This window comes from Oikeobacillus pervagus (genome assembly GCF_030813365.1).
Taxonomy (GTDB): Bacteria; Bacillota; Bacilli; order Bacillales; family DSM-23947; genus Oikeobacillus; species Oikeobacillus pervagus.
The window spans coordinates 1-25,777 of sequence record NZ_JAUSUC010000001.1; the positions used below are offsets into that span (position 1 = coordinate 1).

Annotated in this window: 25 protein-coding genes and 2 pseudogenes; 8 read left to right on the forward strand and 19 right to left on the reverse strand. The window is 36.6% G+C overall.

Going from position 1 to position 25,777, the window contains the following annotated elements; genetic code table 11:
• Window positions 1-120: 120 nt before the first annotated feature.
• From J2S13_RS00005 to J2S13_RS00020, 4 genes and pseudogenes are all read right to left on the reverse strand, one after another.
• Complete coding sequence (locus J2S13_RS00005) at window positions 121-630, reverse strand: ankyrin repeat domain-containing protein (protein WP_307255601.1); 510 nt, start codon at window positions 628-630, stop codon at window positions 121-123.
• Between the two features lie 20 nt (window positions 631-650).
• The gene (locus J2S13_RS00010) at window positions 651-1,232 is read right to left on the reverse strand and encodes an AHH domain-containing protein (protein ID WP_307255602.1); all 582 of its coding nucleotides are present in this window, start codon (window positions 1,230-1,232) and stop codon (window positions 651-653) included.
• A gap of 12 nt (window positions 1,233-1,244) precedes the next feature.
• Window positions 1,245-2,477 carry an IS110 family RNA-guided transposase gene (locus J2S13_RS00015; RefSeq protein WP_307255603.1) on the reverse strand — a complete coding sequence of 411 codons (1,233 nt, stop codon included), beginning with the start codon at window positions 2,475-2,477 and terminating at the stop codon, window positions 1,245-1,247.
• 134 nt (window positions 2,478-2,611) lie between these two features.
• A pseudogene (locus tag J2S13_RS00020) lies at window positions 2,612-3,387 on the reverse strand (recombinase family protein).
• Window positions 3,388-3,552: 165 nt separating this feature from the next.
• On the opposite strand from J2S13_RS00020, the gene J2S13_RS00025 reads away from it, so the two are divergent.
• Window positions 3,553-3,753, forward strand: a complete 201-nt coding sequence (locus J2S13_RS00025) for a helix-turn-helix domain-containing protein (protein WP_074598755.1) — start codon at window positions 3,553-3,555, stop codon at window positions 3,751-3,753.
• A gap of 313 nt (window positions 3,754-4,066) precedes the next feature.
• Here the strand turns inward: J2S13_RS00025 and J2S13_RS00030 are convergent, their stop codons facing one another.
• The 5 genes and pseudogenes from J2S13_RS00030 to J2S13_RS00055 all read right to left on the reverse strand — a co-directional run bounded on the left by J2S13_RS00030 (window position 4,067) and on the right by J2S13_RS00055 (window position 9,362).
• The gene (locus J2S13_RS00030) at window positions 4,067-4,543 is read right to left on the reverse strand and encodes a hypothetical protein (protein ID WP_307255604.1); all 477 of its coding nucleotides are present in this window, start codon (window positions 4,541-4,543) and stop codon (window positions 4,067-4,069) included.
• Window positions 4,544-4,891: 348 nt separating this feature from the next.
• A pseudogene (locus J2S13_RS00040) lies at window positions 4,892-5,159 on the reverse strand (WXG100 family type VII secretion target); the annotation flags it as partial.
• 100 nt (window positions 5,160-5,259) lie between these two features.
• A complete protein-coding gene (locus J2S13_RS00045) occupies window positions 5,260-6,618 on the reverse strand; it encodes an IS1182 family transposase (protein WP_307255605.1) in 1,359 nt (452 codons plus the stop codon).
• A 261-nt stretch (window positions 6,619-6,879) separates the two neighbouring features.
• Complete coding sequence (locus tag J2S13_RS00050; protein ID WP_002137246.1) at window positions 6,880-7,395, reverse strand: SecY-interacting protein Syd; 516 nt, start codon at window positions 7,393-7,395, stop codon at window positions 6,880-6,882.
• A gap of 29 nt (window positions 7,396-7,424) precedes the next feature.
• Window positions 7,425-9,362 (reverse strand): T7SS effector LXG polymorphic toxin, encoded by a 1,938-nt coding sequence (locus tag J2S13_RS00055; RefSeq protein ID WP_307255606.1) that lies wholly within the window; start codon window positions 9,360-9,362, stop codon window positions 7,425-7,427.
• A gap of 1,080 nt (window positions 9,363-10,442) precedes the next feature.
• Here J2S13_RS00055 and J2S13_RS00060 point away from each other — a divergent pair.
• On the forward strand, window positions 10,443-10,658 hold the full coding sequence (locus J2S13_RS00060) for a DUF3892 domain-containing protein (protein ID WP_307255607.1): 216 nt from the start codon (window positions 10,443-10,445) through the stop codon (window positions 10,656-10,658).
• Between the two features lie 175 nt (window positions 10,659-10,833).
• Here the strand turns inward: J2S13_RS00060 and mntR are convergent, their stop codons facing one another.
• Window positions 10,834-11,256 carry a transcriptional regulator MntR gene (gene mntR / locus J2S13_RS00065; protein ID WP_307255608.1) on the reverse strand — a complete coding sequence of 141 codons (423 nt, stop codon included), beginning with the start codon at window positions 11,254-11,256 and terminating at the stop codon, window positions 10,834-10,836.
• A 344-nt stretch (window positions 11,257-11,600) separates the two neighbouring features.
• Between mntR and cspD the strand changes: the two genes are divergently transcribed.
• Complete coding sequence (cspD, locus tag J2S13_RS00070) at window positions 11,601-11,801, forward strand: cold-shock protein CspD (RefSeq protein WP_046524220.1); 201 nt, start codon at window positions 11,601-11,603, stop codon at window positions 11,799-11,801.
• Window positions 11,802-11,919: 118 nt separating this feature from the next.
• Here cspD and J2S13_RS00075 read toward each other — a convergent pair whose 3' ends face one another.
• A complete protein-coding gene (locus tag J2S13_RS00075; protein WP_307255609.1) occupies window positions 11,920-12,096 on the reverse strand; it encodes a zinc-finger domain-containing protein in 177 nt (58 codons plus the stop codon).
• Window positions 12,097-12,163: 67 nt separating this feature from the next.
• Window positions 12,164-12,817 carry a reverse transcriptase-like protein gene (locus J2S13_RS00080; RefSeq protein WP_307255610.1) on the reverse strand — a complete coding sequence of 218 codons (654 nt, stop codon included), beginning with the start codon at window positions 12,815-12,817 and terminating at the stop codon, window positions 12,164-12,166.
• 145 nt (window positions 12,818-12,962) lie between these two features.
• On the opposite strand from J2S13_RS00080, the gene J2S13_RS00085 reads away from it, so the two are divergent.
• Both J2S13_RS00085 and J2S13_RS00090 read left to right on the forward strand, forming a co-directional pair.
• Entirely contained in the window at window positions 12,963-13,640 is a 678-nt protein-coding gene (locus J2S13_RS00085) for a queuosine precursor transporter (protein ID WP_307255612.1), read from the forward strand.
• Between the two features lie 141 nt (window positions 13,641-13,781).
• A complete protein-coding gene (locus J2S13_RS00090; RefSeq protein WP_307255613.1) occupies window positions 13,782-14,180 on the forward strand; it encodes an RNase H family protein in 399 nt (132 codons plus the stop codon).
• 89 nt (window positions 14,181-14,269) lie between these two features.
• Here the strand turns inward: J2S13_RS00090 and J2S13_RS00095 are convergent, their stop codons facing one another.
• A complete protein-coding gene (locus J2S13_RS00095; RefSeq protein ID WP_307255614.1) occupies window positions 14,270-14,545 on the reverse strand; it encodes a DUF6123 family protein in 276 nt (91 codons plus the stop codon).
• A 109-nt stretch (window positions 14,546-14,654) separates the two neighbouring features.
• Here J2S13_RS00095 and sspL point away from each other — a divergent pair, with 109 nt between their 5' ends.
• A complete protein-coding gene (sspL, locus tag J2S13_RS00100) occupies window positions 14,655-14,792 on the forward strand; it encodes a small, acid-soluble spore protein L (protein WP_307255615.1) in 138 nt (45 codons plus the stop codon).
• Between the two features lie 10 nt (window positions 14,793-14,802).
• Here sspL and J2S13_RS00105 read toward each other — a convergent pair whose 3' ends face one another.
• On the reverse strand, window positions 14,803-15,702 hold the full coding sequence (locus J2S13_RS00105) for a 5'-3' exonuclease (protein ID WP_307255616.1): 900 nt from the start codon (window positions 15,700-15,702) through the stop codon (window positions 14,803-14,805).
• 433 nt (window positions 15,703-16,135) lie between these two features.
• On the opposite strand from J2S13_RS00105, the gene proB reads away from it, so the two are divergent.
• A complete protein-coding gene (proB, locus tag J2S13_RS00110) occupies window positions 16,136-17,257 on the forward strand; it encodes a glutamate 5-kinase (RefSeq protein ID WP_307255617.1) in 1,122 nt (373 codons plus the stop codon).
• Window positions 17,257-18,501 carry a glutamate-5-semialdehyde dehydrogenase gene (locus J2S13_RS00115; RefSeq protein WP_307255618.1) on the forward strand — a complete coding sequence of 415 codons (1,245 nt, stop codon included), beginning with the start codon at window positions 17,257-17,259 and terminating at the stop codon, window positions 18,499-18,501. Before proB ends, J2S13_RS00115 begins: the two co-directional genes overlap by 1 nt.
• A gap of 123 nt (window positions 18,502-18,624) precedes the next feature.
• Here the strand turns inward: J2S13_RS00115 and J2S13_RS00120 are convergent, their stop codons facing one another.
• From J2S13_RS00120 to J2S13_RS00140, 5 genes are all read right to left on the reverse strand, one after another.
• Complete coding sequence (locus J2S13_RS00120; protein WP_307255619.1) at window positions 18,625-19,458, reverse strand: sulfurtransferase; 834 nt, start codon at window positions 19,456-19,458, stop codon at window positions 18,625-18,627.
• Complete coding sequence (locus tag J2S13_RS00125; protein ID WP_307255620.1) at window positions 19,455-19,649, reverse strand: hypothetical protein; 195 nt, start codon at window positions 19,647-19,649, stop codon at window positions 19,455-19,457. The genes J2S13_RS00120 and J2S13_RS00125 overlap by 4 nt, the downstream gene beginning before the upstream one ends.
• Window positions 19,650-19,663: 14 nt before the next feature.
• On the reverse strand, window positions 19,664-23,305 hold the full coding sequence (locus tag J2S13_RS00130) for a dynamin family protein (protein ID WP_307255621.1): 3,642 nt from the start codon (window positions 23,303-23,305) through the stop codon (window positions 19,664-19,666).
• A gap of 496 nt (window positions 23,306-23,801) precedes the next feature.
• Window positions 23,802-24,377 (reverse strand): isoprenylcysteine carboxyl methyltransferase family protein, encoded by a 576-nt coding sequence (locus J2S13_RS00135; protein ID WP_307255622.1) that lies wholly within the window; start codon window positions 24,375-24,377, stop codon window positions 23,802-23,804.
• On the reverse strand, window positions 24,377-25,447 hold the full coding sequence (locus tag J2S13_RS00140) for a type III polyketide synthase (protein WP_307255623.1): 1,071 nt from the start codon (window positions 25,445-25,447) through the stop codon (window positions 24,377-24,379). The genes J2S13_RS00135 and J2S13_RS00140 overlap by 1 nt, the downstream gene beginning before the upstream one ends.
• Window positions 25,448-25,777: the final 330 nt, after the last annotated feature.

The following is a 25,777-nucleotide window of genomic DNA, read 5'->3' on the forward strand; positions in this document are numbered from 1 at the left end:
CATTTTAAAAAAACATTGTCAAGCAACATATTTAATAGATATTAAATACAATACAGCCAACAATTAGCGCTTATTTTTCTGGTGCGAAAGTTGAGCTATTAAATAAAAAATTTATTTTTTTTATTCTTTTTCATCCATCTTCTGCTTTAAATATTCAGCAATTTCTGTTTGCCCTCTTTCAATAGCAAATTCATAAGCTCCCATATCTTTCATAGTATCTCCTGTATACTTAACAGTAATATCAATACCATTCTGAACAAGATACTTTGCAACATCAAGATGCCCACCATAAATCGCTGAGAATAAAGGATTCCTATTCGGGTCACCAACATCTAATATTGCACCCTTATTAAATAAGTATTCTACAATATTAATTTCACCTTCACTAGCCGCATGTGCAATAGGCGCTGACTTTGGTACACCTTCGTTTATGTTAATATCCATACCAGATTCAACTAGAAATTTTATCATATCCAGTTCACCAGCTCTAGTCGCAACATGTAGCCACGTTCCAAAAGGTGTTACAAAATCAAGTAAACTTTTATCAGTAACAATTATCTCTTTCGCTTGTTCTATATCACCATTCTTAATTAAATCATAGATTTTTATTGCTTTCTCCTTATTATCCATAGAATCCTCCTAAAATATCTTTATTTCATTGATGCCGCTTCTTCACCTAGTAGTTTAAGCATTTCAACCATTTTTTCACGAGTTCCACCAAAACTATCTACTGCCTTTAACTTATCAATAATATGTTGAAGACGTTCTATGCCGTGTTGTCCTGCAATTCTATTTGGTGCCCAAACAAGGTTTTCTTTACCAATTATTGGATCTATCCCATACTTTCTTAATATTTCTTGACCTTCTCGAACCAGTTCTTGTTGCTTCTGACGAAGGCCTTTTTTAAATAAAATATGATGTGCATGTGGATCTATCATAGCAGTAGGTGGGGCACCTATTAGTCCTCTAAGATATTTACCAAAATCAAGTTTAATTAATGCTTCATTATATTCTTTAGTAATGCCTAAATCAGACATCTTTTTTCTAATCTCAGACAACTCATCTACACTAAAAGTATTATTTTGAATAGCATTTTTAAGCTTATTCATCTTTGTGGCATTGACACTACCAGCCTCGACTATATCATCAAGATAATTGCTTACAGTGTTACCCGTACCCTTAGGAATATCTAAATAAGTTCTTAATAAAAGGATGGCAGTTTTTTCAACCACCACCCAAATTGATTAACTTGCCTTCGTTTCAGGCATTCTTGGCAGAATATAAGCCGTTTTATTTTTCATCATACCATAGACAATTCTGACTAATCTCCTCATAATACAGAGAAGGGCTTGTGACTTGGATTTCCCTTCACTTTGCTTTTGATTATAGTAAGCATAAAACACAGGATTACGAGGAATTTTACTCCCCTTACTTACTTGGACTTGTTGAACTGCTAGGTTGTAAAAAACATCATATAGCTTTCGGTTGCCTTGTTTTGTTTTCTTCATCGTTTCCTTACCGCCCGAACCCATCTTAATAGGGGCTATGCCTGAATACCTTGCTAGTTTATCAGAATTGGTGAAACGATGAATGTCTCCGATTTCTGCAATTAAAGCGGACGAAGTAACCGTATCAATCCCTGGCATGGTTTCAAGCTGCATACCTAACTTCTGAATAGTTACTTTTAATTCTATATCTACCTTCTTGATTTCCCTTTTCTTAAAGCTAATATCTCGAACTATGCTTTGAATGATAAAGTCTCTTGATGTTTGGTATTCTCGTTTTACTTCTCCATCTGCTTGAACAAATGTTAATATCTGCTCTGCCTTTCTAGTGGAACAAGCATTGTTACTCACTTCTAATAGGAACTTCCGTAAGTCCTCTACTGTTTCCCCCTCCAAATGAGATGGTGAAGGGTAGCTTTCCCAAAAAGCTAAAGCTGTTTTTCCATCTACTTCTGAAAAGAAACCCTTGTAACTTGGATAATGATAGTTTAATTGCATATGCAGTTGGTTTTTCAAGGATGTTTGTGTTTTCACTACAGCATTTCTTCTACCCACAAGTTGAGCGATTATCCAATGAATATCAGATGGTGTAGCTTCAGGTAAATACGGTAGGTCACGTATTAAAACCCTTGCCACACATTGGGCGTCCCAACTATCATTCTTTTGTGTCATCGCATAGCTGTTCCGTTCTGCATTGGATAAAGAGGAGTTAACAAATTTCACAATGTAACCTTGTTCAATCAAATATAACGCTAAATCCCTTCCGTAGCCGCCCACATCTTCTAATCCAAATACAGGGGTCAAACCTTTTGTTAGAAATCTACTTACAAATTCTAATAAACTAGGAAAAATAGATGGTTTATTTTGAAAAGTCATCTCACCTAACTTCTCAAACCAACAATCCAATATTACCGCTGTATGCTGAAACTTGTGTAAATCTAATCCTACATAAATATGCTTATCTCGTTTCATCAGAAAACCTCACCCCTATACTAGAATTGAACGGATAAAGCAAGACAGAGAATGTCGGCAACCTTAGGTCGAGCGTTAGTCTCTAGGGACTCGCAAGGGTACGAAAGCCTATCCATTTCTCTATCTGTTAACCGTTATAAAATGGCTTGATGTTTGCCATCTGCTGTTATGTCACCATAGTGGTATAACCCACTATAAAAGGCTTTTCTATCTAAAATCCTTTTGACTTGGACTTTAGTAAACAACTTTTCTTGTTTTGTTCGATGACCTTCCTCATTCAGTTGTTCCGCTAGTTGAGTTAATGACCATGAAGGATACTGTTCCTTTAAGTCAAACACTCGTTGTATGGTTTTGGCTTGTCTATCATCTATGACAAGGATTTTCTTACCTTTTTCCACTTTGTAGCCTAATGCGACATTTCCACCTGAATAGCCACCCTGTTGGGCTTTCTTATTCCGCCCTCTCCCTAGCTTTAAAGAGATTTCTAATCGTTGATATTGGTCTAATAACTCCATTAAACCATTGATTAAAAAGTCACTAGGGTCTTTCTTATGGATACTGTATTGCGGTTGTTCAATACTCCGAATGTCCACTTCATACTTTTTCAATTCTCGATGAACCAACACTTTTACTATGTCTGACCGCCATAAACGGCTTGTATTCAGTGTGACAACATAATCCACCTGATGGTGGGTGAGATACTCCAACATCTCCTGAAAGCCAATTCTATCCACTTCTAACGCTTCCTCATCCACTTTAGCCCCACTGATACCCTCGTCCTTAAACAAGCGTAAAAGAGTGTATCCTTGAGCCTACAATATGCCTTTATTTCATCTTCTTGGTAAGCAAGGCTGTATCCATCCCTTGCTTGACCTTGTGTAGATACTCGAATATATCCGATAACTTTCATGGTATTTTCCCCCTCCGTTACGCTAATCTGAATTAACGTAACGCTTAGCCGCTATTTTTAATATAAATTCATTGTATGCGGCTTTAGCGATACAATCAACCCCTTTACCGATACAAGTTTATTGTGTATCGTAAAAGTAACATGAAAAAGAGGAAGGGAAATATCATGCCAATTTCAATCAAACTAAAGGAAATCCTTAAAGAACGTAACCTTTCACAGCGTGAATTGGCACGTATGACTGGGCTACGTCCTAATACAATCAGCCATTTGTGTTCAGACAATGTAGACAGGGTTTATCTATCAACATTAGAAACGGTATGCAAAGTGTTAGACATCGACATTCAGGAGTTAATCGAGGTGGAGTAGTCCTCTTGCTATAGCCATCGTTTTAATGTACGTAAAAGTTGCGAAAAATTTAAAAGACAAGGGAGAAAGCGAAGATAAGTTGTAGGAAAATAAAAATGATGGTAACTGATTATATTGTGATTATTTACTTAACAAAATAAGAGTAAATAGGGCATACGTTTTAAATGTGTGTGTACGTACTATATAAATTATAGAAACAAAATATAGGGCTTACAGGGGTTACTCATATTCTCCGTAAAAAAAATGAACTATTCGTCACTCCCCTCCCAAAATAAAACCTTAGAGATTGTCTTATCTCTAAGGTTTATAAAATTTATTCCTGTGTTAGAGGTGTAATAAAACAATTATCTATTGAGAACCTATTTAAAAAATCCAATGCTTCTTGAGTTACAACTAACTCGCCTTTCGGTGATAAACAGAAATGATGTCCTGACCAGTTTTTGAAGTTCTCTTCTTCTACTTCAATTTTACCAAGCGGGATAAATCTGCTAAATGTAGGTATTTCTTTATCTGGATACATTTCTATAAACTCATCTGACTTTGTAATCAAACACTCTTCAAGTTTGTAATCGATAAAATCACTATTCTCTAATTCTGTTCCAAGTTTACTTGACACGATGAAGGCTGGTGTTGACTCTAAAAGGTCATCTCCTAGCCATCCTTCAAATTCATAATGTAAATATTTTACCTTTTCTGATATACCTTCTGTTGCAATTTTTTCTTCAGTTCCATAAATGGTATATTCACCATGACCACCTGATACTTCTGGTTCTAAAAAATATAATTTCATTAGTTTACTCCTCCTACCACTTACCTTTTCACTGGCGGATTAAAATTTTCACCATATTTATTTCTTATCTAACTCTATCATATAATTTATTACTTCTTCTTTTGTAGGATTTGGACTATTTCTATAAAATCTATTCCAATCCCTTCTTATTTTTGATAAATGTATATCACTGTTTATTTCTTTTGGTATCCCTCTCAGGTTTTCTAAAGCATGTATTTCTTCAAGTGAAAATAAGTTAGGATGTCTTTTTAATACTTGTTGCTCTATTGCATGATGTACCACAACACTACCTTTAAGGTCAGGATACTCATTAAAGAATGTCTTTTTATAGTCCTTGATATTTTTACCTTTTTCTATACCCTTAACAACCTTACTCTCCATATACTGATAAGCTCTTTCAGAGAATACTGTCCTCCCCCTGAGACATTTCCTACTCCAGTCATGGCGAAGCCTTTTCCCTCGCATGGGATCCATTTGTATTCCAGTAATCTTTTTACTACGTGCTGGATCTTTTCATTCCCCTGCAAGAAGGTTGTTTTTACGATTGTGGCGGCTACAAAGTTTACACCCTCTTTTACTTGTGGCTAGCTGTTTTTATGCCATCGACAGCTGCTTTTTAGTATATATTTTTTATTTTCTCAATCGAATCAATTTCATAATGTAAGTTTTTAAAAATTCAAAGACGTACAGAATTTTGATGTTTCCGTTTTAAAAAATTAGGCTGCTTGATTCAATAATTTTGTCTGTACGGATAGTCGATCACATGCTAATTTTGATGCATTATAAACAAGATGAACCAAATCAAAATGTACTTTTGCCCGTTTCCCTGTTCGATATCGAATTTGATTTAATTGAAAATACTCTTTTAAATAGGCATTGACTCGTTCGACTGCGGTTCTTTGTTTATAGATGTCTTTCCATTTCTTTGAACCGCGAGCTGGTGCGGTATACCGTCGTAAATCCGTTGTAATTTTCACCTTATACACTTTCTGGCACAAGGAGTCTTTTGCCAATGGACAGTCCCGACATTCTTTCGGGCGTGTATATTTTATGGTTTCATACTTAGAGTCAAAACTATCATACTGATACGAATGCTCACGAACACAGGTTGGGGCAAAATATTTGTCAAACCCAATCGGATCAGATTCATTCTTTTTATTATAAGCAATAACAGATTGAGCTTTCATCCGATAGATTTGTTCGTATATTGGAACATAATCATAGCCAGCGTCTAATGTTCCAAATCGAATCACCAGTGATGGCAACCTTTCTTGGATTCCTTTTAAAAGAGGAATCGCAGCTTTCCCATCATTAAGACTACCTGAAGAAAACAGGGATTGAAGAATGTATTGACTTTTTGTTCCTACAGCTAAGTGTCCTTTGTACCCAAACCAAAACGTATTTTTCCCTTCACTATTCTTCTTAATTCCCCATTTAGGATCATTGGGAACTAAGGTGCGAAGGTCGTTTAGGGAAACGTTTAATTGAGCTTCAATCGGTTTTTCATATAAAGAAAGATTGGCCTCTTTCTCGGCTTTTTCTAGAATCCATTTTTCGTGTTCTTCTTTAGATTTACGGCCACGCTTTTTCGGCTCAGACTTTGGTTTTTCTTCTTTCGCTGGAGCTTGATCTCTTGCTTCTATATGAGTGGCATCAATCGCAACTGTATCGTCTGTTATAAACCCTTCAGATATAGCTTGAAGTAGAAGTGTTTCTTGAACACGTTCTAGTACATCTGATTCACTTATTTGAGTAATCAACCTTGAAAAAGCTGCCTCAGATGGGACATGATCAGAAACCAAAAAGCCACAATCCAGACGAAAGATAAAATCATGTTTAAGTCGATGAACCAAATCTTTAATAAATGGGATTCGTTCTGAAATTCTGATGACTAACGAATAAATCATAGCTGCGTAATTCAGCTTAACAGGCGGGCCAAAACGTGATTTTTTGGATACCACAGTTAGAATGGGCTGAATGTCAATGGCAGAAAAAATGGCATCAAAACGTTGGGTAGGTTCTAAATCATATAAATCTTGCAGGTCAAACAGGCTTTCTTGTCGTATAATAGACATAGGGAGTCGTCCTCCAATCTTTGTTTTTAGTGTGGTAACTAAAACATTCGAGATTTTGGGGAGGTACTCCTTTTTTTCGTTCTGAAAAGCCTTGTGGCTGTTGGGCTAAGATTTATGAAATTCATTCAAGTAACATAAATTTTGTAGGTCTTAGCTTAATTTTATATTACATCTTTCTATAAAAAAACTGCAGTCCAATTGCATCTAACACTTGGGCTACACTTCATATCAGGCATTTTTCATATAAATGTTCTTAGTATATTATTTTTGTAATTTTAAACTAGCAATTAACTCATCTAAACTATCCGAAATCTCTTCAAACGAACCACGTTCAAAATCCTCTAATTCAACCTTACCACTTACATTATCTAAAACAACTATCAAACCGTTCCCCTCTATACCTATTGGAGTCTTATCAACCTTATTATGATTGTTTTTATACCCTTCTAAATTACTTTCGAAGGAATCCAATTCAATATTTGGTAATACAGGTTCTAGCCTAATATAATGATTACCAATAAATCCATCTAAATCAGCAAACCAATAAGAATTAAAATAATCATCAATTGAAGTGTGCAGTTTAATTTCAAATCTTTCCTCAATCGTCGTTAAATCATCCTTATTATTTTTTTCAATAGGTTTCCATGAAATTTCTTCTTCATCATCCATTTCACCCTGATATATAAATGAATCAACTTCTTCGTTATATGACGTTTTAAATAAAAAATCTAACCCTTTATCAAAATATTCTTTTCTTAAATTAAAATATTTGCTCATAGCATCCTTCATTACCAAAATAATCACCCTTACTTTTCTAAGAATTTTTCTAATAGTTCAGCATATTTTTGGTCATTTCCCCAAACTCCTGCGCTTTTCTCAGCATTATGAATCCCTCCTAAACCTGGATGTAGCTTTGAGGGAACAGCCACAGCTTGACCTCCACCACCAATGTGATGATGTATTAAAGTGTCATTATATAATTCTTTTAAATCATATTGGGGAAAATGTTTTCTAAACGTTGGATTGTTTATAGGTGCGAATCCTAATTCTATTTTTTGTCTATTTGACCTATTAAACGCTTCTGGGTACTTCTCTAACATCTCTTTCCAATAAAAATCTTTATCGCGTAACCAGCCCTCTGCATTGGTGTTTTTTTCACCTTTACCAACATAGGGCATCTCAACAGTTAACCGAGGATCCGCAGTATATTTAGCCTCTAGCTTACCTAAATCAGCACCACGATATGTTCTAATAGGATCATTAATATCACCTATCTTCTTAACCGTTTCACCCGTACCCTTAGTAGTCCTCTCAGTAATCTCCCTAGCGAACATCACCAACTGGTCTCTTAAGCGAAGTCCGTCTACTACATTATAAGGAATGTTTCCCCCAGGTGCCAATTGGTATTGCGGGCCATATGGGAATAAATTAGGGATTTTTACTTTTGCCGCTTCATTGGCTACTTTTTTCGCACCTTCTTTGGCGACTTTTGTCACCGTAGTTCCTGTTTTTGCTGCACTTCCAGCCCCTTTTGTTCCTATGATTGTTCCAAGCGCATAGGTTACCCAATGGGCCCGACTTTCTGCATCTCCATTCACCATGTCGCGGTTATAGGATTCGGTTATCGCACCCGCCATATATTCCCATGTATCCTTTGGATTTCTGATCATCTGGGCGACGGACTCCCCTGTTTGAATCGGGTGTCGAACCATTTGATAAGCCCCTTCAACCGTATCGACGGCGACATCCTTTACTCCAATAGCTGCTCCCTTCATCGTTCTGCCGGTTGTTTTTAAGGCTGAAATCAAGAAATGATCTTTCTTTTCTATAGAAGCTTCTTTCTTCTTTAACTTGTCCAATTCCACTTCAAATTTTTGGATTCCACGCAGGATTCCAACATACTCTTGCCGATCCAACTCTCCATCCTTTAACTTTTGAAAGGCGATGCTGATGGTCGCTTTCCCATCCTCGCTTAAATCATCCAATATAGCCTCTTTGGCTTTTTCTATTTCAGACAGTGGCATATTTTCTATCGTTTTGGCATTGATTTCTTCCGTTTTTTTCGGCTTTCGATTGTAAATGCTATCCATGATCGTTTGATGGAAGGCGATATCCTGAATGGCTTCTACACGGTAATTTTCAATCGTTAGCCCCCCACTTTGAAACTTGGATTCCAACTCCGATAGGTATGTTCCCATGGTTTGAATATTTTCTTCTGTTTTTTTCAGAAGGGAGACCCCGTAGGTGTCTAGAATATGTAGTTCCTCTACTGTTGTCTCAGCATATTTCCTTCCCAGTTGGATATTGTTCATTACCTCGGAATCATCTATCTTTTGAAGGGACACGATATCTTCTACACTCTGGATGATCCTGTTGGCTTCATCTGTAAGTTCTTCTGTCTTTTCCTTCACATGACATAGGCCATCTTCTACGTTCTGTTCTAAAAATGTCTCCCTGATCAATCCCGAATGATTGGGTTCAAACGTTTTAACCGCTTCTTTCAATTTTTCTAGAGCCATTTGGTAGTCTACTAAGGATTGAGCAAGAAAAATTAAAAATGGTTGATGGCATTCATTATAAAAGTGACGGATGGCCTTTCCGCCTTCTCCTTTTAATGCCTCATCTAATTGATAAAAGTCTCTGACTGCTCGTTGAATCGCTGAAATCTGCCCAAATGAAGATTCAATTCTCTGAATTATTTGGTCAATCCCCTCTTGCAAACTACTCACTTCTAATACTTTCAATGAGACACCTCCCGAATCTGCATAATTGTGTCAAATCATTGATGTTATTGATTAACTATATCCATCTCATTAAGGCCATTAGCAAAATATGTATTCAAATAGGATAATAAATGGAAGTATATTTTTTTCATAGATTATTTAGGGCTATTTCATGGATTATTTAGGGCTATTTCATGGATGAAAAAAGAGGACTTAAGAACGAGATTAGTCAATGGCTAAATTTTTAATCAACTATTTAGCCAAATGAAATTGAACACTATTCCACAAAAGTTTCCTTGGCTAAGCAATGATCGTTTTATTAACATTTGTTTAAAGTTGGAGGGAAGAAAAAAAGAAATAAAACGATGATTTACGGAAGTTGATGATGAGAGCTGAAGAACTCGCAGCAACTCGGCTCCGGTATGTACAGGTGCCAAATCGTTTAGTGCCGTACCGCAAGATGGCGTATGAAGTAGTGGGTGTTGATGAAGAAAATGAACTTGTAGATATTTCGCCGTCCCTACTAGCAAACTGTAATTCCTTTAATCCGAAATTCTCCAATAGGAAACATACGCTAATTCTTTCGTGAAACCCATGTGAACAATATACTCCGCTTGATACCTGTGATGGAAACTTTCATGGAAATGTGAGAAGTACTAGTGTTTCAATTGATAAAAAATGGACAAAATTACCAACTTCAGGTAACCGGACAATTTCAACTTCAACCCCATTAAAAAAGGCAAAATCATCGAAATATCTTCGTCACTCTGCGTTCAGATCCCAAAAGTAGACAATATAACTCATCATCTCGAAGTATCACCGATTGGTTTTAATGTCCGTCAAGGAAAGCGCTTGACAGCCATCCACCAATCTGAGGTAGGGGTATCAAGATTAGAAGGAAAAAATATGGCATGTATGCCCTGTGATTAAATCGCTCTATCGTAATGAGCAGGGGTGCTGTAATTTAAAACTCCTTGAATGCGCTTTTGATTACAACAATGTATTATTTTTTAACATAAAAAATTCTACTAAACGTATTTCCAAAACGATCTTGGTAAAAAATTAAAAAATGAACACCTTTCTACATAAGGAGAGAAAAACGTGGAATATATTACAGCAATTCAGCAGAATCAAGAGGGAAAAATCATCAATGTTCAAACATCCACAGGAAGAATCATTTCTTTTCAAAAAGCCATTTTAGAAACAGAAGAAGGAATTCTTTCAGGGGCAGCTATTCGTTGGAACCGCGATGGTGAACAGCTTTTAATCAACACATTATCTGAAGATGGTTACTTCCCTGAGTCTCCCCATGTATAATGGTTATATAAAGTAAGTTTTTCCTTAATGAAGGAGCGGTTATGTGCCTATAACAAAAAGGCAATCGACGTGGACCGGTTGCCTTTTCTATTGTAATTCTCCAGCTATTTTGTGGGGAATGACTTAAAATCACAACAATTACATGAATAAAACCACCGATTGAAATGGGTGGCAGTCACAGTTCTTCATTTTTACATTGAATTTCTTTTAATGTAGAAGACCGTTTCGGATCTTCTTCAAAGTATTGGATTAAATCAGCAATTCGATCGATTGCATCCCAGCTTAAATGATGTTCAATTCCTTCTACATCATTATAAATATTTTCTTCTTTTACACCAATAGTTCTTAAAAACTGTTCTAGCAAGTCATGGCGTGCCACAAGGCGCTTTCCAATTTTTTTCCCTTTATTCGTTAAAATGAGGCCACGATATTTTTCATAAATGAGGTACTCATCTCGATCTAACTTTTGCACCATTTTCGTGACAGAAGAAGGGTGGACGGAAAGGGCTTCCGCAATATCAGAGACACGAGCATATCCTTTATGATCAATCAACAAGTAAATTTGTTCTATATAATCTTCCATGCTAGGTGTAGGCATGTTAAACCTCCCCAAAATCATTAATCAATAAAAGTTTACTATAATTTCAAAGTTACGACAAGACACTGACAGAATAAGCCATCTATTCAAACAGATTCTGTTGTATTTGCATGACTACTTTGCCTCCTATCTAATAGACAGAATAGAAATGAAATAACTTTCCTGTGAAAAACCTTCTTTTTTGGCAGTACATACCTTGACTGAATACTTATAATAAGGTATATTTAAACTATCATTGAACTGAATATATTTTATTTTGAATATCATATACTATGTATTCCGTTTTTTGATAAATTTTTGTTTTGAGCACAAATGTGCTTGGAAGATTTAGGAGGATCAGTTATATGCAAAACGGTAAAGTAAAATGGTTTAATAACGAAAAAGGTTTTGGATTTATCGAAGTTGAAGGCGGAGACGACGTATTCGTACATTTCACTGCTATTCAAGGTGAAGGCTACAAATCTTTAGAAGAAGGTCAAGAAGTTTCTTTCGAAATCGTTGAAGGAAACCGTGGACCACAAGCTGCTAACGTAGTTAAGTTATAATTAAACCACTCATATAAATGACATTCAATTAATAAATAACCAAAACTGGCGATCGGTCATCGCCAGTTTTTATTTGTATGAAATACTTTATGTCGTTTTTCCATTCTCGTCTTTTATGTTAAGATAATTTTTTTCCATACTTTTTTAACTTATCTCCAACTGTACATTGCGTTATACAGAAACGATGTGCAGAGGTCTTCCCTTTTTCTTTTCTCAATGTTTCTTTTACAAGGCAGTCTACGCAATATGTCTCCATAATTTCTTCAACTTCTAAAAAGAGTTGTTTCCGTTTCAACGTTCTAACCTTCTTTCCTTTATTCAAGTTTCCAATATCCCTGTTAAATTAGGGGCTTTACAATATATTATTCTAATTGTCGTTCACTATTTACCATTATTCCCTCAAGAGCTTGATTGGCCAATTTGTCAGCCTCTTTATTTTGCTTCCGATTAATTGGTTTGTAAAGGGGGGTAATTCCAAGTGTATGGATTTTCTCTTCGATCCGATCAAGCCAACGATTGAAACTATCTTCAAAACAAGGCCATTCCCCTGATAATTGCTTTAATACAACATGACTATCTCCTTTAAAGGTACAGATTGTATTCCTCACACCCATCTCCTCTAGTAGCTGAACGGCACGAAATAATGCAACATACTCCGCCTCATTATTGGAATCCAATTCATCCAACTGATCATTCAATCTAATTCTCCATTGTTTTCTGTTCTTTTTATAATACATCACAATTCCAATACCAGCTTTTAACGTCTCTAACTGAAAGCCACCATCAAAGTAAATAGTAATCTCGGTAGGTTCTTGTTCTAATTGTTGTCCTAGTTTGATAAACTCCTTTCGAGTCCATTCATTCCCTAATTCATCCATCACCACGATGGTTTTGGCACGACCTATTTTTTGAAGATCATCAACAATTGGAAGAATGAATGATTGTTCTAACCAATCAGATTCAAAATGGGTGTGTGCCCCTTTATGTTCATATTCCCACTTAATTTTCATTTTCATTTTTTACCACCCTTTATTACATTATTCTTTCGTATCAAATCATCTGGTATAATGTTTAAATATGCTTTTCCATAGAATCATCTACTATATTTTTGACAACTGCGGTTCGAAAAATCCCGCATAAACAAAACTAGGAGGTTTCACATTGTTTAACGAATGGTTTGGTTTGATTTTTGTCCTTGTTAATTTCACTCTTGTTCTTTTCCTGTACCGAATTTTTGGCCGTACAGGATTATTCGTGTGGATTGGGATGTCCACCGTACTCGCCAATTTACAAGTAGTGAAAACAATCGAGATTTTTGGATTAACAGCTACACTTGGGAATACCATGTACGGAACTGCCTTTTTGGTAACAGATATTCTAAATGAAAAATACGGGAAATCCGAGGCAAAAAAAGCAGTTTGGCTCGGTTTTTTCACTTTATTAACGATGACCGTGATCATGCAAATGGTACTAAAGTTTCAACCACATGAATCAGATTTTGCCCATGAACATTTGCAGGAAATTTTTGGTCTATTACCCCGCATTGCTATTGGTAGTTTAGCTGCCTATTTAGTTAGTCAGTTTGCAGATGTTTATATTTTCTCATATTTAAAGAAGAGATTCCCGAAAGATTCGCAATTTTGGATTCGAAATAATGGAAGTACAATGACTAGTCAACTTCTTGACACACTTGTCTTTACAAGCATCGCTTTTTTAGGCGAGTTCCCGATGGATGTGTGGATTCAAATCTTCATTACAACTTATTTATTAAAATGGATCGTCGCACTACTTGACACACCTTTTGGCTATATCGCAAAGAAATTTCCAACTACAAGATGAAGGTCTAGCATTTGTCTAGACCTTTTTCTTCTGATTCATTTCTAACCCGAATAAGTCATTTCATCTATTATTATATTGTCATATATGCTCGCCTCTCGTAAAATTTAATTTGAAAGAACATGTAAAAATGGAGGCGTTGTCTTGTACGAGGTATATACGGATGGAGCTAGCACTGGTTCTCCAGGTCTAAGTGGGGCCGGAATATTTATTAAGCATCAAGGACAAGTGGAGCGGTACACCATTCCTTTAGGGTTATGTGACCCTCATGAAGCAGAATTTTTGGCCTTGCTGAAAGCTTTAGAAATACTGATAGAAAAAAAGGCAGAGACGGTATCAGTACGAAGTGATTCCCAAGTAGTCGTGAATGCGGTTGAAAAAGAATATATACATAATCCAAACTATCAGCCAATTTTGCACAGCATTCTCTCTCATGTTAAGCAAATTCCTTTGTTTTTCATTAAATGGATCCCGAGTAAAACCAATCATGCCGACATTCTTGCAAAACGAGCGATCAAATTAAATAAGGAGACAGAGAAATGAAATGGATTGTCGAGGTTTCTTTACTACTTGTTGCTCACATATGAAATGTGAATTTCTGTCACGAAAATAAAGAGGCTCACGCCTCTTTATTATTTTAATATATTCATTTTCCCTAAAAGGTGCAGGGCCTGCTTTCTATTTTGAATATTCTCCCCGACTAATGTCTCAAGAAGGGACAAAAAATAACTACCATCGAATTCCCTCTGGATAATCAAAGTCATTTCAATGGCTGTCCTCACAAGTTGTTCGGATGCATCCGTATATTTCTTACCAAAATAAATAAAGGCAATCATATCATCCGTAAACTTAAACCCTTTTTCCTCTAATAAGAATAAATAATTGGCTATTTCATCCGTGTTTTTCATTGATCTCACCTAATATATATAAAGCATAGTTTATAATATATGGCAGCTTGCGTTTCATTGAATGAATCCTATCCATTTGGAAATAGTATTCCTATGGAGGTGATCCGAATTGAGTAATAAAAAAAGTAGAAACCGTGGAACAAATGCACCTGGGGTGAATCCTCAAGGTTTTGGTCAAGATGACGATTTTACTCCCGATCCAAAAAGCAAACTAGAAAACGCCGCCAAAAAAAAGAATACAAAATAACGGGCCTCCATTATGCCCGTTTTATTTCTTCTTGTCTTTCCATTTCCATTAACATGCGTCTTACTGATTTCAGTTCTAATGATTCCACGATGTGAATGGCTTCACTGCTAAGCCCCTTAATAATGGCTTCGTCAATATTCCACTTGAGTGGTACTTCCCGATGAATTTCAGCTAAACGTCGCGACAAATGAAGCATATCTAAATCCTGTTCAATTTTCTTTCTTTGACTTGGTGTTAGATGTTGAATATTATCAAGGATGCCTTCAATCGAGTGATATTGATGAATCAACTTTAAGGCCGTCTTTTCCCCGATTCCTTTTACTCCTGGGTACCCATCACTAGCGTCCCCCATCAACGCTTTCACATCGATAAATTGACGCGGGGTTATCTTAAATTCATCATAAAAGCTTTGAATAGTTTGAAATTGATAATTCCCGTATCCTTTTTTTAAGAGCATAACATCAATTTGATCATCTAATAATTGCAATAAGTCATGATCCCCACTTAAAATCGTTACCTTGCGATCCTTTTTCTCTATGTTTGAAATCGTTCCTATACAATCATCTGCTTCATATCCAACAACACCAATGTTTGGAAGAGCAAATGCTTCGGATACTTCCTTTGCGAGATCGAATTGTGGGATCAATTCAACTGGGGGCGCCTCGCGATTGCCTTTGTAACTAGGATAAATTTCATTTCGGAATGTATGATTTCCCATGTCCCAACATACAGCTACATGGGTAGGGGTGGTTTTTCTTACTGCCAAAAGGAGATGCTTCATAAACCCTTGAACAGCATTTGTAGGCACTCCCTTTGAATTGACCATATATTGCCCCGTCACTGAAGTTGCAAAAAATGCACGAAATAATAGGGCCATTCCATCTACTAATAAAAGATGTTGTTTTCTCATTTTGTCACCTCTCATCTATCTTAACATATTTTCATTTCGATCACTTTACGGAGAAGCATTTAAAAATAGGAAGGAGTTCCCCAGAGGGAGTCATTTAGATTATTCATAAAACTCCTTGACAAAACGTCACTTACGATGGATAATGGTCAAAAAATCAATCCATTTAAAAGTAAAGGACCAGTAAATTTAACTGTATGTGCAAGAGAGTGGAATTCTTAGGCTGGAAGATTCCTCACAGATGTAAATTGAACCTACCCTTTTCATACTGCTTATGACAACATAAGCCGCTCCCCACGTTACGGGTAGAAGTTGGGTGCAAATTCATGCACCAATGAAGGTGGTACCGCGGAACGCTTTTTCCGTCCTTTTCTTTGGACAGTGAAGCGTTTTTTTTATTGCCCTTATGAAATCATTTAACAAAGGAGTTTAGACAATGAATAAACAACGAATCGTTGTGAAAATCGGTAGTAGCTCTCTTACAAATGAACAAGGGATGTTATCTACAGAAAAATTAAGTGATCATGTCAATGCTCTCGCTCATTTAAAAGCATTAGGACATGAGGTCATCTTAATTTCTTCTGGTGCTGTTGCAGCTGGATTTGGTCCGCTTGGCTTTTCGGTTAGACCAAATACTATTGCCGGAAAGCAAGCGGCGGCAGCTGTTGGCCAAGGTTTGTTAATGCAAGGTTATAATTCTTTATTCAAACAACATCAGATCGTTACAGCCCAGATGCTATTAACGAAAGAGGATTTTTATAGTCAGGAACGTTATCGTAATCTATTTTCCGCTATTTCCGAGTTATTAAAAAATGGAGCTCTGCCCATCCTGAATGAAAATGACTCCGTATCGATCGAAGAATTGACATTCGGCGATAATGATATGCTATCTGCTATAGTGAGCGGTTTTTTACATGCAAATGCCCTTATTATTTTAACAGATATTAATGGACTCTATGATGGGAATCCAAATACAGAAAAGCAAGCAAAAAAATATCATTTCCTCCCTGAAATAACAGATGAATTACTTGAACTCGCTGGGGGGCGTGGCTCGAATGTTGGAACAGGCGGGATGAAATCAAAACTTTTAGCTGCCAAAAAAGCCCTTAAACTGGGTGTCAATGTTTTTGTGGGAACTGGAAAAGGAAAAGAGAAACTAAGTGATATTTTAGAAGGAAAAGGGGATGGCACCTATATTGGAGCCCCCTTTCAAGAACAAATGAATATGAAAAAGCAATGGATCGGACTACATTCCCAAGTGATGGGGACGATCGAAATTGATGAGGGGGCAGAAAGAGCCCTTTTACAAAACGGAAAAAGTTTATTGCCTGCTGGGCTCACTCGTGTGGAAGGCCCATTTGAGGCTCTTGATATAGTCAAAGTAGTGAATTCAAAAGGGGAATTACTTGGAAAGGGACAGACCTATTATTCTTCTGAAGATTTAGATAAATTGAAGGGTTTGACAACTGACCAAACAGTAAAATTTTCAATTAATCAACGTGCCGAAGTTGTTCATCGCGACAACTGGGTACCTATAGAAAAGGAGAATACAAAATAATGAGTGAACTAAAAACAAAAGCCAAAGTCTTAAAAAAAGCTTCACGCACATTATCGATGTTATCCGCAGACGATAAAAATCAATCGTTAGAAAGAATCGCGGTAGCCCTATTAAAGCAAAAAAATTGGATTATGGAAGAAAATAAAAAAGATATTTTGCAAGGTGAAAAAGCAGGGATGTCCTCTTCTTTACTTGATCGCCTTTTATTAACAGAAGATAGACTTCATCAAATAGTGGATGGCGTTCGTCAATTGATTCATCTCGAAGATCCAATCGGTCAAACTGTTGAGACTTGGGAACGACCAAATGGCTTAAAAATGGAAAGTATCCGCGTTCCTTTAGGAGTGATTGGGATGGTCTATGAAGCGCGTCCTAATGTAACGGTTGATGCAGCATGTCTTTGTTTAAAAGCGGGGAATGCTGTTCTTTTAAGAGGAAGCTCATCTGCCATACATTCGAACAAAGCCCTTGTCACCGTCATGAAAAAGGCGCTTATGAACAACTCGCCAATCCCTACTGATTCCTTACAGTTATTAGAAGATACAAGTCGCGAAACAGCGAATGAAATGTTTAAATTAAATGAGTACTTAGATGTCTTAATTCCAAGAGGTGGTGCTGGATTAATTCAATCTGTCATTAAGCAGGCAACCGTTCCTGTTTTAGAAACTGGTGTTGGTAATTGTCATCTATTTATCGATCAATCCGCCAAAAAACAAATGGCGATTGATATTGCTGTCAATGCTAAAACACAGCGACCTTCCGTTTGTAATACAGCCGAATCTTTATTGCTACAAAAAGACTGGCCTTATATCCCTTCCATCATCGAGGAACTTCACAACCAAGGGGTAGAGCTTCGTGGCTCATCTGAATTAGCGAAACAATATTCTTTTATGAAAACAGCAACAGAAGAAGATTGGAGAACAGAATATTTAGACAAAATATTATCTGTCAAATTAGTAGATTCTGTTCAAGATGCGATTGAGCATATTAATGAATATGGAACGGCCCATTCTGAAGCCATCGTGTCCGAAGATCAAGATCATGTAGACTTATTCTTTAAAGCAGTGGATGCAGCCGTTCTTTACCATAATGCTTCCACTCGTTTTACAGATGGTGAGCAGTTTGGATATGGAGCTGAAATTGGAATTAGTACACAAAAATTACATGCAAGAGGACCAATGGGATTACGGGCCATTACAACGACAAAAACGATTGTAAAAGGAACTGGGCAAATCCGTCCGTAATTATTTTAGAAAAAATAGCAAGTATCCTTCTACAATGTAGACTAAAAAGAATAGCAGGTAGGGAAAAACGGATGGTTTTTCTCCACCTGCTATTTTTAGAGACTGAATAGATTAGTTCTTTCTTTATTCCTCTTTATCCACAGGAAGCTCTTCATAGGAGGACCAGTCACTATAGCCTCCAGCATATAACCGAACATCTTTAAACCCCGCCTCTTTTAAAGCGAGAAAATTAGGTGTTGCGGTCACCCCTGACCCACAATAAACAATAATGGGCGTATCCGGTTCAATCGCTTTAAAGCGCATCTTTTGATTCTCAACACTTTTCCAATGGACTCCTTCAAACCCGTCTTGATAAAAATAATTCACTGCCTTTGGAATATGTCCTGGCACTCGATCTAAAGGTTCTATTTCCCCACGATATCTTTCTGGTGCTCTGGAATCTATCAGGATAGTCCTAGATGGCTGACAAAAAACGACGTCTTTCACATCCTCTAGTGTTGCAAGCCAGTCCTCTTGAATTGATAATGAAAACTTCCTTCTTTCATATGATGGAATCGTACTTTCTGTCGGCAGTCCCCCTACCTTCCATTGCTGCATCCCTCCATCAAGGATATAAGTTTTTTTATGGCCTAGATAGTGTAAAATCCACCAGCATCGACTAGCGAATGCTCCCTCTCCATCATCATATACGACAACGGTCATTTCTTGATCAACGCCTAATTTTTCAAACAGCTCTGTTAATCTATCAATTGATGGGAGGGGATGACGACCACCATGTTGTTTCGGGGCTGATAAATCCTCTTCCAAATCAACAAAAACAGCACCTGGGATATGAGATTTTTCATATTCTTGTCTCCCATAATCACCAGCACCTAAGGAAAAGCGACAGTCAATGATTCGGACATTTTCATCTTTTAGCCGTTCTATTAACCACTTCTTCGAAACAATATTCTTCATTTTCCCCCTCTTTCCTTTTTCTCTTTTTGAATGAGTTTCTTTACATGATCTTTTGGTTCCCAACACCGGAATTGGTATGATGGTTGGGTTTCATATCCTAGACGAGAACATTTGTAATTCATCTTATTGGCTGTTTTGATTGCAGAAAAATGAACACAAGTAGCACATGCATGAAAGCGATTGGTCGCCAAAACGTTCTCTCCTCTTATCTGTTCTTTTGAATCGATGTTAAAATTTCTTCCCACTCGTCAATATTTTCTACAGAATCTAACACTTCTTTCCATGAAGTAAACTGTTCGGAACAATCAGTGAACAATTGTTCTTTCATTTTTGTAAACTGTTGTTGTAACTCCTCCATCGCCCAATCAAACAGTTTATTTTTTTCTTTCAACAAATAATCGTCCGCTAATCTAGAAAGAATTTCTTCTAATTGATCTCGCATAACCTGTTTTTCATTTTTTTCGAAGAAACTCTTTGCGTTTTTAAACAAGCTTAGTGTAGATGCAAATGTAGTTTCTGGCTCTTCTTGGAAAGCAACCGGAAACTCAGGTGTTTCTTCTGAACTTAGCTCAAAAGAAGAAAAGACTAATTGATCTTGAATCGATTGATAATGAGTCTGTAATTGCTCATATTTATCTGTTAACAGCTGGTGTACATGATTTTCTGTTCGCAAACTAGTTGCCCTTAATTCTTGAGCAAAATCATAGCCTACTGAGTGTAATAATTCATGTAAAGCCTCAGATAAAGTAGTTTTAACATTGTAATTTCCTTGGAACATGGCTGGATTAAACGCTTCTTTAAAGAAATCAGAAAAACGGTAAAATACGCGTTGCTTCACATAAAATACAAGTTCATCTACTTCTTGTGATAACCTTTTTTGTAATAGATTAGGTTGTTCTTGTTCAATGCAGGCAGCAATCTCCTGCTCTTGCTGGACCCACTCTGCCAATTTTTCAGCACGGGAGTTTCGATTTTCTTTCGCAGTATGAATTAATTGTTGCAAACGTTTTAGACCACGTTCCCATTCGGCCTCAGCAGTTTGAACGGCCATTTTTGTTAGCTCACCCTCGATAAATTGACCGAATGCTAGCTTGAACTTGCCGATATTTGAAGGTCCATCGGTAATATTCTGCTTTTGTTCTTCCATTGCTAACAAACTTGAAACCCCATGAATCCGTGGGAATCGAATACCATATTGAAGTAATTGATCTTTCACATAGGATATCACTTCATTTACTTCTTCCTCATTACTCGCCAAATCGATGGCATTCACAAGGAAGAACATTTTATCAAGTTCAAAGGCATCTTTCACACGACCTAATTGAATTAAAAATTCACGATCCGCTTTCGAAAACGCATGATTATAATAAGTAACAAACAGAATAGCATCTGAGTTTTTAATATATTCAAAAGCAACTCCAGTATGTCTAGCGTTAATCGAATCTGCCCCTGGTGTGTCAACTAATGTGACCCCTTCTCTTGTAAAATCACAATCATAATACAAATCGATGGATTCAACGAAACAGCTTTGTTTCTCATTTGCAACAAACCCACGAAATTCATCTAAATCAACGGTAAGTGTGGATCCAAGTTCTGTTCCATATTGGGAAAAACCATCATAGAACGCTTTTAAAAACGATAAATGAATTTTTTCCTTTCCTTCACCATTATGATTATTTAAAATGGAAGGAATCTTCGAATAAGCTTCTTGTAAGGATTGGACGGACTCTGAAAATAATTCTAGTGACCCCTGAACATCTGATAACATTTGCTCTGATGTTTTGAAATGAACGGCTGCCGTCCGATGGGCAAATTGCTCATTTGGTGGATGAATCCGGTTCACCGCTGCAGTTGTAGGGTTAGGTGACACTGGAAGAACTTTTTCCCCTAACATCGCATTGGCAAATGAGGATTTTCCCGCACTAAAGGCACCGAATAAAGCAATTGTGTATTCACGTTTTTCAAGACGCTCCGCTTTATTCTTTAAGCCTGTAATAAATCGAGAAAACCCTGGTACTCCTTCAAGTCTTTCTGCCATGAAATGAAGTTTAGCCGTCGTTTTTTCAACAGATATACTGTCATCATATTCTATTTCGACAGCGGATTTTTCTTGTATTACATCCTCTTTTTCTCCCTTTTGCTGTTCTGCTTGATCTTCATCTTCCTTGTAGATTTCGACCATTTCTGATTCATATTCCCACTCACTTATTAAGTTTTGAAATGGTGGTGGGATCGTGACATCATCGTTTTCAATGATCGTTTGTAGTTCTTTCTTTCTCGTGTTCTCTATTTTATCTAAATTTTCCATTGAACGAATAGCTTCTGCTTTTTCATGCCAAATTTTCCATTTCTCCATCAACTGCTTTTCTTCTGAATGAAAACGAATCATAATTTTTTCTATGACTTGCTCTTTCATTTGGTTCGTAATTGAAATGGCGATCTTTTTTAATTGATTCGCTACATCATCACAATAATGGAGGACATAGTCTCCTGTTACACGTGCCCCATGCTTCACTGTATTATAAAGAAGCTGCTCATCAACCGGGACAGACAATTCTTCCGCCGCAATTTGAAGTTCATCGTCCATAATATTCGCTTTCTTCATCCACTGACTGAATAATTGTCTTAAGTGCCATTCTAATTGAGATTGGACTTTTTCCTGTAAATCGGTTAATAATACGTGTAATCTACGTTTTCGTTCTTCTTCTGTTTTTTTCTTACTAAATAGAAGTCCCACTTTAAAATCAGATTGAACAGACTCTAAATATTGGCGCGCTAAATCACGTGTTGTTGCTGGCATTAAATAGGCATTTTTTAATATAGTTTCACGATCCGTCTCAAATGGAGATAACAAATAATTAGGATCCCGTTTTTCTCTCTCTTCTTGAACCTGTAATTCTTTTGAAAAAATAAGTTCTTCATCAAATTCTGTTCCTAAAATAGATAAGTTTTGTTGACGTTTTTCATCATTTTCGGTCTCTAACCATTGAATATGTTCAGAAATTAATCGATTCATCATCGTAATAGCCGATTGAAAAGCCAATTCTTCCCGGTTATTCATGCTTTCATGAATTAATTTCTGTACTTGATGAAAATCATTATCTGCCATTTGAGGTTCTTTTAAACTTGTAAAAAAGAAGGCTTCCGGCTCGACATTCCATGTTTCGAATGATTTATAGACAGATTCTTTAAATTCTTTAAAGGATAACTCTTCTTCCCGATGCTTATCAATCTGATTAATAATCAAGTAAAGCTTAACTCCATGTGATAATAAATCCTTTGTATAAATAAAGTTTAATTCTGACTGAACATGGTTATAATCCATCACATAAAAGACCATATCTGCCAAATGCAAGGCCGATTCTGTGGAAATTCGATGAGCATCATCTGTTGAATCAACACCAGGTGTATCCATTACCGTTACTTCGTTTGGTAAATTAGAATGTTGATGACCAATTTCTATTGCCTCAACTTCATCACCATTTTTGCAAAATTCCTTTACTTTTTCAAACCGGTATGGTGCCCGAAACAAAAGTGGTGACTTCGTTTTATAATAAACTTTTGCAAAGTCTTCATTTGCGTGATGAATTTTGACTAAGTTCGCACTTGTTGGAATCGGACTCGATGGTAATAGTTTTTCACCTGTTAATTCATTAATCATCGTGGACTTACCAGCAGAGAAATGTCCGCAAAATGCCACTATGAATTCTTTTTCATACAATTTCTTTAAAAATAGTTTTGCTTTTTTTGCTCGCTCCTCATCCCCAAATGAAGAAAAACGCTCATATAAATGAACCGTTCGAGCTATGATTGTTTCTAGCGATTGATGCTGCACAGTTTTTGCCATTCTATTAAACCCCTTATTATCGTTCTTGAGGTGAGTGGGTAGGTGTGTATAGAAGCAACTAGTGATTCACCAATTGCATGCTGCGTACGATCTCGGGAATCAACTCACCTTCATTCCATCCTTGAAGTAAATATAACACCTCAGATACTTTCTATTGTAAACGATTTTTTAATTATTTCCTATATACAGTATGAGATCCACCCTTTTATTTTCACATCCATTAGAAAGCAAAAAAAAGACAATGTGGAACATTGTCTTTATCTTGAGGGCGAATAGGAACTCCAATTGCTTTCTTGCCGTTCTTCCCGTTTCAGTTGAATATTTATTTGTTTAGCTGGTTTGTGTATACGTTTTAAAATAAAAACCATCATAAAGCTGTAGACAATAACTGTGAATAATATGAATAACCATACCATTTTTAAGCACCTACCTTTTCGTGCTGTTATGAGAATAATTTTCATCTTCAATGAAATGGTATCACGATTGAAAATGACTTTCAACTGTTTTCCTCATGTTTTTTCCTAAGAAACAAAAGATTCCGTCGACCATCTAGCACTTCTTGATACTTTGTATGCATTGTTAAAGCTTTTTCTTCAATGGAAATTCGATTCAATAAGATCCATTGATTTAGGATGGCAAACAAAAATAAAGTGAAATACGCTTGAAACATGAGGGGGATAACCGCTAATTCTAAAGTAACAATCATATAATTCGGATGGCGAAACCATTTATATGGACCTGTTCGGACAGTGTCGGCATCCTTTAACACAATAATCTTCGTATTCCAATATCGTCCCAATGATTGGATCACCCAAATTCTCCCTATTTGCAATAAAACAAACAGAAATAACCATAAGAAAAAGAAGTCCGAAGTCGATCGATGAAAGAATACAACTTCCCCCATTAAGGTAAGAAAAAACATGGTATGTAAAAGAACCATCCAATAATAATGATTTTGTCCGAACTCCTTCGCACCTTCAGCCTTCATCCACTTTTCATTCCGCTTGGCCATGATTAATTCGATGATCCTTTGAATAATGACAAAAAAAATGAAGGCAAAAAACACCGGCATTACTCCCACCTCATTAAAAGAAGATCCGAGGAAAATCCAGGACCAAGGGTGACGGCTAAGCCAATATCCCCCATCTTCTTCTCTTTCTTCATAAATCTTTCCAATACATATAAAACCGTTGCCGATGACATATTTCCATATTCCTTTAATATTTCCATTGAATCAGCTGTCATTTCACTTGGGATCGACAGAGAATGACGATACGCTTCAATCACCTTTTTCCCTCCAGGATGTGCAATAAAATGTTGAATATCATTCATCGTCCAGTGGTGCTTCTCTAAGAATTTTTCTACATTGGGCTTGAACCAATTATGAACGATGGTCGGAATGTCTTTAGAAAAAATAACAAACAACCCATCGTTCTTTATTTCCCATCCCATCACATCGAGTGAATGTGGGATTAGAGTTGCCTGATGATCAATAATCGTCGGGAAAGATTCTTCCTTTCCATTCAAAACAGTGCTCTCATCCCCGCAAACTAAACAACAGGCAACCCCATCTGCAAACAAGGAGGTACCAATGAGGTTACTTTTGGAAAGATCCTCTAGCTGAAAAGTTAAGCTACATAGCTCAATCGCTAATACGAGGACATTTGCTTGTGGGAATGCTTTACAAAATTCACCTGCTCTAGCAAGCCCCGCTACACCGCCTGCACAACCCAATCCCCATATTGGAGTTCTTTTCACATGGGGATGAAATGGTAATTCATTCATTATTCTTGCTTCAATACTAGGTGTGGCTAATCCAGTTGAACAAATCGTATAAATCGCATCAATTTCTTTATAATCAACCTTGAATCGTTGTAAGCATTGTTCTATCGCCTTACAACCTAATTGAATGGCTTCTTCAATAAATATATGATTTTTTTCTTCAAATGTATGAGGCTCGCGGTACCAATCCATTGGGCGAACAAAACGTCTTCTTTTAATTTCACTATTTTTAAATACTTTTAGTAATCTGTGAATTCTTGGATAAGAGGACTGATAGGTCTCTTTAATAAACCGTTCTACTTCCTCTTGGGGTATACAATAGGTTGGGAGACCAAACCCCACAGAAGTAATCTTTGCCATAAGCTTCTCCTTTCAAGTATTTTAGGTTATGTTTACCTAAAATGTGGAAATTATGCATATTATTTTTCTAGAATGAAGGAGAACTTTCGATCAATTGGTTTTATAAAGTAAAAAAACCCCTTAAGTTTCAGGAGTTTCTCGTTCTGCTTTAATTTGAGTGATGTTCATTCGAATGAGCTTGATATTGGACATCAATTTTGATCTTTCTTGTAAGAGGAGCTTGACATTTCGGACATTCCCCTTTGTGTTCAAATAGGTTACAACAATGGTCGCAATAATATTTTTCCATATCTGTCACTCTTTTCAAAGTTAGATTTTTATTACTATATG

Excerpts from the sequence above, each read along its gene's own strand:
- J2S13_RS00005 (WP_307255601.1), bottom strand. The coding sequence starts at position 630 with ATGGATAATAAGGAGAAAGCAATAAAAATCTATGATTTAATTAAGAAT.
- J2S13_RS00015 (WP_307255603.1), bottom strand. The coding sequence starts at position 2,477 with ATGAAACGAGATAAGCATATTTATGTAGGATTAGATTTACACAAGTTT.
- J2S13_RS00025 (WP_074598755.1), top strand. The coding sequence starts at position 3,553 with ATGCCAATTTCAATCAAACTAAAGGAAATCCTTAAAGAACGTAACCTT.
- J2S13_RS00030 (WP_307255604.1), bottom strand. The coding sequence starts at position 4,543 with ATGAAATTATATTTTTTAGAACCAGAAGTATCAGGTGGTCATGGTGAA.
- J2S13_RS00045 (WP_307255605.1), bottom strand. The coding sequence starts at position 6,618 with ATGTCTATTATACGACAAGAAAGCCTGTTTGACCTGCAAGATTTATAT.
- J2S13_RS00050 (WP_002137246.1), bottom strand. The coding sequence starts at position 7,395 with ATGAGCAAATATTTTAATTTAAGAAAAGAATATTTTGATAAAGGGTTA.
- mntR (WP_307255608.1), bottom strand. The coding sequence starts at position 11,256 with ATGCCTACACCTAGCATGGAAGATTATATAGAACAAATTTACTTGTTG.
- cspD (WP_046524220.1), top strand. The coding sequence starts at position 11,601 with ATGCAAAACGGTAAAGTAAAATGGTTTAATAACGAAAAAGGTTTTGGA.
- J2S13_RS00080 (WP_307255610.1), bottom strand. The coding sequence starts at position 12,817 with ATGAAAATGAAAATTAAGTGGGAATATGAACATAAAGGGGCACACACC.
- J2S13_RS00095 (WP_307255614.1), bottom strand. The coding sequence starts at position 14,545 with ATGAAAAACACGGATGAAATAGCCAATTATTTATTCTTATTAGAGGAA.
- J2S13_RS00105 (WP_307255616.1), bottom strand. The coding sequence starts at position 15,702 with ATGAGAAAACAACATCTTTTATTAGTAGATGGAATGGCCCTATTATTT.
- proB (WP_307255617.1), top strand. The coding sequence starts at position 16,136 with ATGAATAAACAACGAATCGTTGTGAAAATCGGTAGTAGCTCTCTTACA.
- J2S13_RS00115 (WP_307255618.1), top strand. The coding sequence starts at position 17,257 with ATGAGTGAACTAAAAACAAAAGCCAAAGTCTTAAAAAAAGCTTCACGC.
- J2S13_RS00120 (WP_307255619.1), bottom strand. The coding sequence starts at position 19,458 with ATGAAGAATATTGTTTCGAAGAAGTGGTTAATAGAACGGCTAAAAGAT.
- J2S13_RS00130 (WP_307255621.1), bottom strand. The coding sequence starts at position 23,305 with ATGGCAAAAACTGTGCAGCATCAATCGCTAGAAACAATCATAGCTCGA.
- J2S13_RS00135 (WP_307255622.1), bottom strand. The coding sequence starts at position 24,377 with ATGCCGGTGTTTTTTGCCTTCATTTTTTTTGTCATTATTCAAAGGATC.
- J2S13_RS00140 (WP_307255623.1), bottom strand. The coding sequence starts at position 25,447 with ATGGCAAAGATTACTTCTGTGGGGTTTGGTCTCCCAACCTATTGTATA.